This window comes from Hyphomonas sp., assembly GCF_965284475.1.
Classification (GTDB): domain Bacteria; phylum Pseudomonadota; class Alphaproteobacteria; order Caulobacterales; family Hyphomonadaceae; genus Hyphomonas.
In genome coordinates this window covers 3,317,331-3,327,380 of sequence record NZ_OZ260087.1, presented here as the reverse complement: position 1 = coordinate 3,327,380, position 10,050 = coordinate 3,317,331, and the positions used below count along the sequence as shown (strand labels likewise).

The window sequence follows — 10,050 nt, the reverse complement described above, 5'->3', positions numbered from 1 at the left end:
TTATTTTGTTCTTTTGCCTCAGAGTCAAGTTAAGCCCCCGCCGCATGACGGATTCAAAGGAAAAAATCTGGCAGCCACGATGACAGCAAGGCCTGCTTTGCACGCAGGGCATCTGTCGCCTGCTGTCGTGTCCTATGCAGGAAGCGTATCCGATCCCCGGGACGGACCTGCCCGAGGAGGTGGCGGTCGGCCCGCGCGACCTGCAGGATATGCGGATAGCCACCGGTCGTCTGCGCGTCTGCGAGGAGCAGGAAACCGCGCCCACCCGGAGGAAGCTGTAATGCGCCCGGAAAGATCGCCGAACTGGGGCGGCTTACACCTTCAGCCGAGCACGGGAATTCACCTTCCAGTTCGATACCCATGCGGCTGGCGCGTTGGGTGACGGTGAAACCACTGTCCCACAAGCCATGCGCCCCGGCCGGATAATCCGGCCCTTCGATGGCGCGCAACGTGTAGCTGTTGCTGCAGACGGGCTGAAGGTCCCGAGGCGTTGCCAGTTCGGGAACATTGCGTGCATCGCCAAACCCGACCGTATCACCCGGCTTAAACGCCCTGCCCGCGTGTCCACCGAGCTCAGCGGGAAGATAGGTCGATGTCGAACCGAGAAAATCCGTCGCCTCCAAAGCGGCCGCGATGGCGATATAGACCCGGCAACCTTGCCGCGCAGGCTCTATCCTGAGCGTATCTCCTGCCTGAGCAGAAAGGGTCATGTGGGCCGCAACAGGCTGACCTGCGAGTGTCAGATCAGACAGCGCCCCAGTTATCGCAAAGCTGACGGGCGTGTCGAACCGGATCGCAGCGCCGCCGAAGGTGACCTCGATGGCTGTCGCGACACTGGCGTTTCCGACAAGACGATTGGCCAGCGCCATGGACAAGGGATCGGCCGGGCCACTCACCGGGACGCCAAGATGGCGATGACCGACGCGCGGCGCGCCCTGGAGCGTCATCTGTACACCGGGCTGAAGGATTGTGAGACTCATGACTCGGTTGCGTCGACGAGCTGGACCCGTGTTCCGGCCCGAAGACGGAATGGGTTTGACGATGAGGCATTGAACAGCGAAACAGATGCACGCCCGATGATTGGCCAACCGCCCGGGCCTGCCAGCGCATAAAGCCCGCACTGGCCGGTAATAAGGCCGATTGATCCTGCTGGAACCTGCTGTCGGGGCTGCACAAGGCGTAAAATTTCGAACGTTTCGGGAAGGCCTGACATATAGGCAAAGCCGGGCGTGAAGCCGAGCATATCAACCGTCAGCGGCGCCGCCAGCAGGCGCGCGATGATATTCGCGTCTGACAGGCCAATATGAGCGGCAATGTCCTTGAGGTCCGGACCGTCTGCTCCGCCAAAATGGACAGGCAGTTTGATCGTCTCAGGGGTGCCCGAGAGGTGGGGGGCGGGTGTGGAAAGGGTGCGCGAGAGGTGCGCCATGGCGGTGGCAGGGGTGTGCTCGTGCGGGTTGAACTGAACGCTGATGTCCTTGCGCCCGGGAACGACTTCGCACCAGTCGTCCGTGGCGAGCAGCTGGCGAACACGTGCCAGGCGCGTCTCCTGATCGGTCACGACGAAGCGCAAGGCATCGTCGCCGCAGAAGGTAATGACTGGGTGGCTCATGGGACGACAGCGGCGACGGCAATGCCAGAACGGATCAGCGCGGCGCGAATAGAGCGTGCACTGGCCAAGGCTCCAGGCGAGTCACCGTGAACGCAGATCGTGCGGACAGGCAGCTGGATTGTCTCGCCCGTACGGGTCGTGACCTGCCCGGTGGACGCGATCTGGACCGCCTGGCGGACGCGGTCTTCGTCGGCGGCAATGACGGCGCCTTCTATTGTGCGCGGTGTGAGATCGCCCGAGGCCTCATAGGCCCGGTCAGCAAAGCCTTCGGCCAGATAGGGCAGGTCCGCCTGGCGCGCAGCTAGCGCCAACTGGGAGTTGGGCGGACCAATCAGCATCGGGATACGCGACTGGATCGTGACGTCGACTATGGTCCGCGCGACATCTTCATCATGTGCGGCTGTATTGTAGAGTGCGCCGTGCGGTTTCAGGTGGGCAAGCGGCACGCCCCGCTCACGTGCGATGGCAGCCAGCGCCCGCACCTGCTGCAGCAAGGTGGCGCTGAGATCGATCTGTGACATCGCCATCGTCTTTCGGCCAAACCCTTCCCTGTCAGGATAGGATGGGTGTGCGCCGATGAGCACGTTGCGCGCATCAGCCGCCTTGACCGTTGCCGTCATGCTTTCCGGGTCGCCGGCATGCCCACCCGACGCAATGCTGCAACGCGTAACCACGTCGAGAATTGCCCGATCCAGCGCCCGTCCATGGGTGCCTGGCAATTCCCCTATATCCGCATTGAGACAGATTTCCCGCATCATGGCCACACTCCGAAAGCGCGCAGGATGATGCGAAGTCCCAGTCCGAATGTGATCAGAATGACAAGCGCGCCGAGTGCATTGGCGATCGGACCATTGACCTGGTCACCCAGCAGCGACCGTCGGTTCATGGCCAGGAGCAGGAAGACAGCCACGATGGGAAGCAGCAGGCCATTGGCGACCTGCGCCACGAAAATGATGCTCACCGGGCGATAGCCCATCAATGCGACAACCGTACCGGTCAGCAGGATGGTGAGGGCGACGCCCTTGAAGAGGTTGCCCGTGCGGGGTTTCCGGGCAATCTCGCTAAGGGCGTAGGCGGTGGCGAGGGGCGCCGTGATGGACGAGGTCAGGCCTGCCGAGAAAAGGCCAATGCCAACGAGATAGCGCGCGGCCTCGCCATAGGTAGGTGCGATAGCGGCGGCCATGTCGGCCGCGCCGGATATCTGCTGGGCAGAGCCAAACAGACTGGATGCGGCTGTGGTGAGAATGAGGATGGAGATCAGGCCACCGAGTCCGACAGACACACGCGTATCGCGCTTGGCCTCTTCGAGGGCCTGCGGCGTTGCCTCGGGCCAGTGCTCGCGCGCAGAGGCAGCATGCAGGAAGAGATTGTAAGGCACGATGGTCGTGCCGATCAGGGCGACAGATGTCAGAAGACCTGCCTCCGGCACGCGCGGTACGAGCCCCCCAATCATCGCGGCGAGATCCGGCCTCACCAGAATGGCGCTTCCGGCGAAGGCGAGACTCATGACGATGACCAGCGCAACGAGAACATGCTCGATCAGCTTGTAGCGACCGAACAGGAGGACGGCGGCAGCAATAGAAGCAAGAACCAGAATGATGATCCGCCGGGATTGCTCCCCTGCCCCGAAAATGGCTTCAAGGCCAAGTGCGCCGCCGGACAGGTTGCCGGCTTCATAGGCGGCGTTCCCCAATGCAAGCGCGGCGAGAACCAGCCCGGCCGCGCCCCATTTGACGAACCGGTTACCCGTTCCGCTAACCAGCGCCTCGCCGAGGCCGACGCGGCCCATGACTCCGAGCCGGGCTGACATGTCCTGCAGGATAATGGTCGCGATCGTTGCAAAGGCCAGTGCCCAGATCAGCGCGAAACCGAAGTTTGCGCCGGCAAGCGTGCACGTGGTAACTGTGCCTGGACCAATGAAGGCCGCTGCGACGAGTGCGCCGGGGCCAATGGGTAGTTTCATTGCGGGCTGATCCCGCGTCGGGTTTCGAGATAGGTCGCAAAACTCGCGAGCCAGTGGCTGCCGGAGTAATGCGTGTCGCTGACGGCGGCGATACCCGCTTCCTTGTGCAGCTCTGCGGCAGCAAGGAGAGACGGGATACGCGCGTCGCCTTCAGGCAGGGCGCTCGCAATGCCCTCCAGTGCCCAGGCACGTGACAGGTTCACGCCATCGAGGTGAACGAGCTTTCCGTCGGACGGGTCAAGCACGACGCCGGGCAGCAGCCAGTCGCCCGTTGCGTTTGTCGGGATTTGCGGCAGGAAGGCCTGGAGCCAGGTCGCATATTGGTCCGCCTGCATCACGCGGCGCATCAGGTCGGCTTCCATCAGGCAGGGTGAGAGGAAGTCTTCGCCGGACGGCTCATAGGCAAGCGGGCAATTCACATCACTGGCATGAAATTCAAGCACTTTGCGGGTCAGCTGAGCGTTGAAGGCGCCCGCATTGCTGGCTTTCGACCAATCCAGCATCAGGCCGAAGGCGAAGGCGGTCTGATTATGAGTACCGAGACGGATCGGATAGGCGAGCTTGGTGAGCCAAGTGGATGTCTCCGCCTCTATGAGCGCTTCCAGCGGTTCCAGTGCGCCCACCCAGGTATTGGCTTCGGGAAGATCGGATTCCCGCAATTCGGTCATCAGCTGGAGGAACCAGGCGGTGCCATAGGGACGCTCGAAGCTCGCCCGGCCTTCAGCCCTGAAATAGGCGACCTCGCCGGCAATGTTTTCGGGCGTGAAGCTGTGGCCCAGCGCCGTGATAATGGCGTCGCGATAGGGCGTGGCGGGATCAGTGTTCAGGATGCGGGCAAGCAGCCAATGGCCATGCACCGAGGAATGCCAGTCGAAGCAGCCATAGAATGCCGGATAGAGTTCGCGCGGCGTTGCCGCATCCGCATCGCTGTTCATGACGTGACTGATCTTGTTGGGGTACTCGCGGTGGACGCAATGCAAGGCCAGACGCGCAAAGCGATCGGTTACGACCCCTTCCCGGGAGTCCGGGAGGACAAGCGCTGGCGCGGGTGGCGCGACATCCGTTTCAGGCGCAGGAGCGGGCGCACAGGCAGCAAGCAGGCAGGCGGCGAGGCCCATGGCCAGGTAGCGTATCACGCAATATCCTCCGATGATGAACGGGCATCATCATGCGTACCAGCCCACAGCGTGCTGGGGCAAGTGCCGGGTCAGATGTGCAGGGCTCTGCCGTCAGCGTCGAGCACCGCTTCATGCATGGTTTCCGAGATGGTCGGATGCGCGAAGATGGTGTGTGCAAGATCAATATCGGTGAGTTCGCCCTGACGGGCGATGACATAGCCCTGGATCAGTTCGGTCACTTCCGCGCCGATCATGTGGGCCCCGAGCAGCTCACCGGTCTTCTTGTCGAACACGATTTTGACCATGCCATTCGTTTCGCCAAGGGCGATGGCCTTGCCATTGCCGATGAAGGGGAAACGGCCAACCTTGATGTCGTAGCCCTTTTCCTTCGCAGCGGCTTCGGTGAGGCCGACACTGGCGACCTGGGGGTGTGAATAGGTGCACCCGGGCACGTTGGAGGCGTCGAAAGGCTCGGCATGGTCCTTTCCCTTGCCGGCAATGGCTTCAACGCACACGACGCCTTCATGGCTGGCCTTGTGGGCGAGCCATGGCGGGCCGGTGAGATCACCGATGGCATAGAGGCCCGGTACGCCGGTCTTGCCGAAGCCGTCGACGGTAACGTGGGTTTTTTCGACTTTCACGCCAAGCGCTTCCAAGCCAAGATTTTCGACATTGCCGACAATGCCGACGGCAAGGATGGCCCGGTCGAATTCTTTCGACTCCTTCTTGCCGTCCTTGTTGGTGATATCGGCGGTGACCGTGTTCTTGCCGGCTTTCAGGTTTTCAACTTTGGCGCCGGTAATGATGTTGAGGCCCTGCTTCTTGAAATCCTTTTCCGCCATGGCGGAGATTTCGGCGTCCTCGACGGGCAGGATACGCGGCAGGACCTCAGCGACGGTTACCTCGGCGCCGAGCTCGTTGTAGAAGCTGGCAAACTCGATGCCGATGGCGCCGGAGCCGATGACGAGGAGGCGCTTGGGCATCACGTCAGGCGTCATGGCTTCACGATAGGTCCAGATCAGCTTGCCATCGGCAACGAGGCCAGCCTGCGGAATGTCGCGGGCGCGGGCGCCGGTGGCGAGCATGACGTGTTTCGCCTGGAGGGTTGTGTCCTTGCCGTCCTTGCCCTTGACGATGACCTTCGGCGCAGGTGTGCCTTTTTCGAGGCGGGCCGTGCCTTCGATGACGTCGATCTTGTTCTTCTTCATCAGGAACTTGACGCCGCCCGAAAGCTGACCGGCAACATCGCGCGAGCGTTTGACCACAGCATCAAGATCAACCTCGACCTTGTCGATCTTGAGGCCGAAATCCTTGGCATGCTTGGCGAGGTGCATGACTTCAGCCGAACGCAGCAGTGCCTTTGTCGGGATGCAGCCCCAGTTGAGACAGACACCGCCCAGGGCCTCGCGTTCGACGATGGCCGTTTTCAGGCCAAGCTGGCTGGCGCGGATGGCAGAAACGTAGCCGCCAGGGCCGGATCCGATAACGATGAGGTCGTATTGGGTACTCATAAGATATCCTTACGCCGCTTAGAGCAGCATTGCTTCCGGCGTCTCGACATAGCGCTCGAAGGCCTGCAACCACTTCGCCCCTTCCGCGCCTCCGACGACGCGGTGGTCGCAGGTGAGTGTGACGCTCATCACCGTCGCGACGGCGAGGTCACCCTTGGCGTTGACGACCGGGCGCTTCTCCCCTGCCCCGACCGACAGGATCATGCCTTCGGGCGGGTTGATGATCGAGGCAAAGTTCCGGATGCCGAACATGCCCAGATTGGAGATACTGAATGTACCGCCGGAATATTCCTGCGGCTTCAGCTTGCGCTCGCGGGCGCGGGTGGCGAGGTCCTTCATCTCTTCGGAAATCTCGGCAAGCCCCTTGGTTTCGGCATTGAAGATGACAGGCGTGATGAGCCCGCCATCGATGGCCACGGCGACCGAGACGTTTGCATGCTTGTGATATGCGATACCCTTGTCCGTGTACGATGCGTTACAATCGGGTTCATCCATCAGGGCCATGGCGCTGGCCTTGATGAGCAGGTCATTGACCGAGACCTTGATGCCATCCGGCGCGGCCGCATTGATGGCCGCGCGGCTCGCAAGGAGATGATCGAGTTCGAGGTCAATCGTCAGCGGGAAGTGTGGCACCTGCATGAAGCTGGTCGTCAGGCGCTTGGCGACAACCTTGCGCATGCCGTCGAGCGGCTCCAGCGTATAGCTGTCTGGCGCATAGACGCGATCATCGAGGATTTGCGGCAGGATGAGCCCATCCGGCGCGGGCGCGCCCTTGCCGGCCGATTGCGCGGCGGCGCCTGGCTTGGCATTTTCCACATCCCGCTTGATGATGCGTCCGCGTGGGCCAGTGCCTTTGAGGGCCTTAAGGTCGATGCCTTTCATGTCAGCAATGCGGCGGGCAAGCGGACTCGCCTTGATGCGGCCATCTGATGTGTTGGCGCTTGGGAGAGGCGTGGAAGCGAGTTTTTCGGTTTTGGGCGCCGTTTCGGATTTCGCAGGCGCGGCAGATTTCGGCTCCGGCTTGGAAGATTTGGGTTCAGTCTCCGACGTCGGCTTCTTTTCCTGGTTGCCCGGGGCCCCGGCGTTCGCCGGGGAAGCGGACTCTTTGGGCGTCTTGATCGATGATGCGTCTTCGCCCTCTTCGGCGAGCACGGCTATGACGGCGTTCACCTTCACGCCTTCCGTGCCTTCGGAAACCAGAATTTTTGCGATCGTGCCTTCATCGACGGCCTCGACTTCCATCGTAGCCTTGTCGGTTTCGATCTCGGCAATGATGTCACCGGACGAGACGGTGTCGCCTTCCTTTACAAGCCATTTGGCGAGCGTGCCCTCTTCCATTGTCGGGCTCAGTGCGGGCATGGTAATGTTGATGCTCATGGCGCTACTCCTGCTCCGCGTAGCAGACCTTGCGGGCTGCTGCGACGATGTCGGCGACGCCGGGAAGGCTCATGGCCTCGAGGTTGGCAGCGTATGGGAGAGGAACGTCCTTCTGGTGCACGCGGGCCGGCGGGGCGTCGAGATAATCGAAAGCCTCCGCCACGACTGATGCGGCGATTTCCGCGCCGACGCCCATATAGCGCCAGCCTTCCTCACATGTGACGAGGCGATTGGTTTTCTTGACGCTTTCAATCACGGTCGCAGTATCAAGCGGTCGGATGGATCGAAGGTCAATGACCTCGGCATCTATCCCCTGCTCGGCCAGTTCCTCAGCAGCAGTAAGTGCAAAACCGACCATTCGCGAATAGGCCACGAGCGTGACATCCGTGCCGGCGCGTTTCACGGCCGCCTTGCCGATGGGAAGAACATAGTCATCGAGGTCCGGAACGGGGAAGCTGGTGCCGTAGACGAGTTCGTGCTCGAGGAAGACAACCGGGTTCGGATCGCGGATGGCCGCCTTCAGTAGCGCCTTGGCGTCGGCGGCATCATAGGGAGCGACGACCTTGAGGCCTGGAATGGCGCCATACCAGGCGGCGTAGTCCTGGCTGTGCTGCGCGCCGACACGGCTGGCAGCACCGTTGGGGCCACGAAAGACAATGGGACAACCCATCTGCCCGCCTGACATGTAGAGGGTTTTGGCGGCCGAGTTGATGATGTGGTCAATGGCCTGCATAGCGAAGTTGAATGTCATGAACTCAACGATCGGACGCAGCCCGCCGAATGCTGCCCCGACGCCAAGGCCGGCAAAACCATGTTCCGTAATCGGTGTATCGACGACGCGGCGCGCGCCAAATTCCTGGAGCAGCTCGCGCGTGACCTTGTAGGCGCCCTGGTACTCGGCGACTTCCTCGCCCATGACGAAGACGGTTTCATCGCGGCGCATTTCTTCGGCCATCGCATCACGCAAGGCATCGCGTACAGTCGTTTCAGTAAATGTCGTACCTTCCGGGATGGAGGGGTCTGAAAGGACAGCTGCGGCCGGCGCGTCATTCGATTCCGGCGAGTCTGTTTCCGCGTCTGATGATGATTCCTGCGATTCGGTCGTCGCACGTTTTGGCGCGTCCGCTTCTGGAGCGGCTGATCCGTTCGTCGATGGCCTGACGCTGCCAGCATCTTCGCCGTCTTCGGCCAGGACGGCAATGATGGCGTTCACCTTTACGCCTTCGGTGCCTTCGGCAACGAGGATCTTTGCCAGAATGCCTTCGTCGACGGCTTCGACTTCCATCGTCGCCTTGTCAGTTTCGATCTCGGCAATGATGTCGCCGGACGAGATGCTATCCCCCTCTTTCTTGAGCCACTTGGAGAGTGTGCCTTCCTCCATCGTTGGCGAGAGGGCGGGCATGAGAATATCAACGGACATCTAGACAGACTCCACTTCGCGCAGGACATCAGTCCATAGTTCGGATGCATCGGGCTCGGGACTTTCAAGGGAAAAGTCAGCCGCTTCCTTCACGATGGCCTTGATTTCCTTGTCGATGTTTTTCAGGTCGTCTTCGGTCGCATGTCCGGCGTCGATCAGCTGCCCCTTTAGGCCTTCGATGGGGTCATGATGTGTGCGGATATCATCGACCTCCTCTCGCTTGCGATACTTGGCGGGGTCAGACATCGAGTGACCGCGGTATCTATAGGTTTTCATTTCGAGTATGTAGGGACCCTTGCCGGAGCGCGCATATTTGACCGCCTTTTCACCAGCTTCCCGAACCGCAAGGACATCCATGCCGTCAACGGCCTCACCCTCGATTTCAAAGCTAATCCCGCGTTTGAAAAGCTCCACTTCCGCAGACGCTCGCGCCACGCTCGTACCCATGGCGTACTGATTGTTTTCGATCACGTAGACGACAGGCAAATCCCAGAGGGAGGCCATATTAAAGGCCTCATACACTTGCCCCTGATTGGCTGCCCCATCACCGAAATAGGCGAGACTTACATTGTCATTGCCCTTGTACTTGTTCGCAAAGGCGAGGCCCGTTCCGAGCGGCACTTGCGCACCAACTATGCCGTGTCCACCGAAGAAGCTCTTTTCGCGGCTGAACATGTGCATGGAGCCGCCCTTGCCCTTGGACAGGCCGCCGCTACGTCCGGTCAACTCGGCCATGACGCCCTTGGGATCGAGCCCGCAGGCAAGCATATGTCCGTGGTCGCGATAACCGGTGATAACCTGGTCGCCATCCTTCAGACAGGCCTGCATGCCGGTAACGACCGCTTCCTGTCCGATATAGAGGTGGCAGAAGCCGGCTATCTTGCCCATGCCGTAAAGTTGGCCGGCCTTCTCCTCAAAACGCCGGATAAGTAGCATCGCCCGATAATATTCGAGCATCTCTGTCTTGCTTGCTTTTGTGGGTGCTTTTTTAGCACTCTTGGGTTTTGTGGCCATTAGATACTCCATCCCTTACCCGTCTTATGTATGCG

Annotated in this window: 9 protein-coding genes; all 9 read right to left on the bottom strand. The window is 61.0% G+C overall.

Translation table 11 applies throughout. The features are described 5' to 3' along the window. Positions 1 to 53 precede the first annotated feature (53 nt). Positions 54 to 980 (bottom strand): biotin-dependent carboxyltransferase family protein, encoded by a 927-nt coding sequence (locus tag ACQ66M_RS16115; protein WP_350172220.1) that lies wholly within the window; start codon positions 978 to 980, stop codon positions 54 to 56. Continuing rightward, positions 977 to 1,612, bottom strand: coding sequence for a 5-oxoprolinase subunit B family protein (locus ACQ66M_RS16110; RefSeq protein WP_430405015.1), 636 nt, complete (start codon positions 1,610 to 1,612; stop codon positions 977 to 979). The genes ACQ66M_RS16115 and ACQ66M_RS16110 overlap by 4 nt, the downstream gene beginning before the upstream one ends. Further along, complete coding sequence (gene pxpA, locus ACQ66M_RS16105) at positions 1,609 to 2,370, bottom strand: 5-oxoprolinase subunit PxpA (protein WP_430405013.1); 762 nt, start codon at positions 2,368 to 2,370, stop codon at positions 1,609 to 1,611. The genes ACQ66M_RS16110 and pxpA overlap by 4 nt, the downstream gene beginning before the upstream one ends. Next, the gene (locus ACQ66M_RS16100) at positions 2,367 to 3,575 is read right to left on the bottom strand and encodes an Nramp family divalent metal transporter (RefSeq protein ID WP_350172215.1); all 1,209 of its coding nucleotides are present in this window, start codon (positions 3,573 to 3,575) and stop codon (positions 2,367 to 2,369) included. Before ACQ66M_RS16100 ends, pxpA begins: the two co-directional genes overlap by 4 nt. Further along, on the bottom strand, positions 3,572 to 4,708 hold the full coding sequence (locus ACQ66M_RS16095) for a DUF2891 domain-containing protein (protein WP_430405191.1): 1,137 nt from the start codon (positions 4,706 to 4,708) through the stop codon (positions 3,572 to 3,574). Before ACQ66M_RS16095 ends, ACQ66M_RS16100 begins: the two co-directional genes overlap by 4 nt. 74 nt (positions 4,709 to 4,782) lie before the next feature. After that, entirely contained in the window at positions 4,783 to 6,204 is a 1,422-nt protein-coding gene (lpdA, locus tag ACQ66M_RS16090) for a dihydrolipoyl dehydrogenase (protein WP_430405012.1), read from the bottom strand. Positions 6,205 to 6,222: 18 nt separating this feature from the next. After that, positions 6,223 to 7,581 carry a pyruvate dehydrogenase complex dihydrolipoamide acetyltransferase gene (locus tag ACQ66M_RS16085; protein WP_430405010.1) on the bottom strand — a complete coding sequence of 453 codons (1,359 nt, stop codon included), beginning with the start codon at positions 7,579 to 7,581 and terminating at the stop codon, positions 6,223 to 6,225. Positions 7,582 to 7,585: 4 nt separating this feature from the next. Continuing rightward, positions 7,586 to 9,001, bottom strand: a complete 1,416-nt coding sequence (locus ACQ66M_RS16080; RefSeq protein ID WP_350172209.1) for a pyruvate dehydrogenase complex E1 component subunit beta — start codon at positions 8,999 to 9,001, stop codon at positions 7,586 to 7,588. Beyond that, positions 9,002 to 10,015 carry a pyruvate dehydrogenase (acetyl-transferring) E1 component subunit alpha gene (gene pdhA / locus ACQ66M_RS16075; RefSeq protein WP_430405008.1) on the bottom strand — a complete coding sequence of 338 codons (1,014 nt, stop codon included), beginning with the start codon at positions 10,013 to 10,015 and terminating at the stop codon, positions 9,002 to 9,004. Positions 10,016 to 10,050 lie beyond the last annotated feature (35 nt).

What these genes read in the sequence shown, in the direction of transcription:
- pdhA (WP_430405008.1), bottom strand. Translation starts at nt 10,015, where the DNA reads ATGGCCACAAAACCCAAGAGTGCTAAAAAAGCACCCACAAAAGCAAGC.
- lpdA (WP_430405012.1), bottom strand. Translation starts at nt 6,204, where the DNA reads ATGAGTACCCAATACGACCTCATCGTTATCGGATCCGGCCCTGGCGGC.
- ACQ66M_RS16115 (WP_350172220.1), bottom strand. Translation starts at nt 980, where the DNA reads ATGAGTCTCACAATCCTTCAGCCCGGTGTACAGATGACGCTCCAGGGC.
- ACQ66M_RS16080 (WP_350172209.1), bottom strand. Translation starts at nt 9,001, where the DNA reads ATGTCCGTTGATATTCTCATGCCCGCCCTCTCGCCAACGATGGAGGAA.
- ACQ66M_RS16085 (WP_430405010.1), bottom strand. Translation starts at nt 7,581, where the DNA reads ATGAGCATCAACATTACCATGCCCGCACTGAGCCCGACAATGGAAGAG.
- ACQ66M_RS16100 (WP_350172215.1), bottom strand. Translation starts at nt 3,575, where the DNA reads ATGAAACTACCCATTGGCCCCGGCGCACTCGTCGCAGCGGCCTTCATT.
- ACQ66M_RS16110 (WP_430405015.1), bottom strand. Translation starts at nt 1,612, where the DNA reads ATGAGCCACCCAGTCATTACCTTCTGCGGCGACGATGCCTTGCGCTTC.
- pxpA (WP_430405013.1), bottom strand. Translation starts at nt 2,370, where the DNA reads ATGATGCGGGAAATCTGTCTCAATGCGGATATAGGGGAATTGCCAGGC.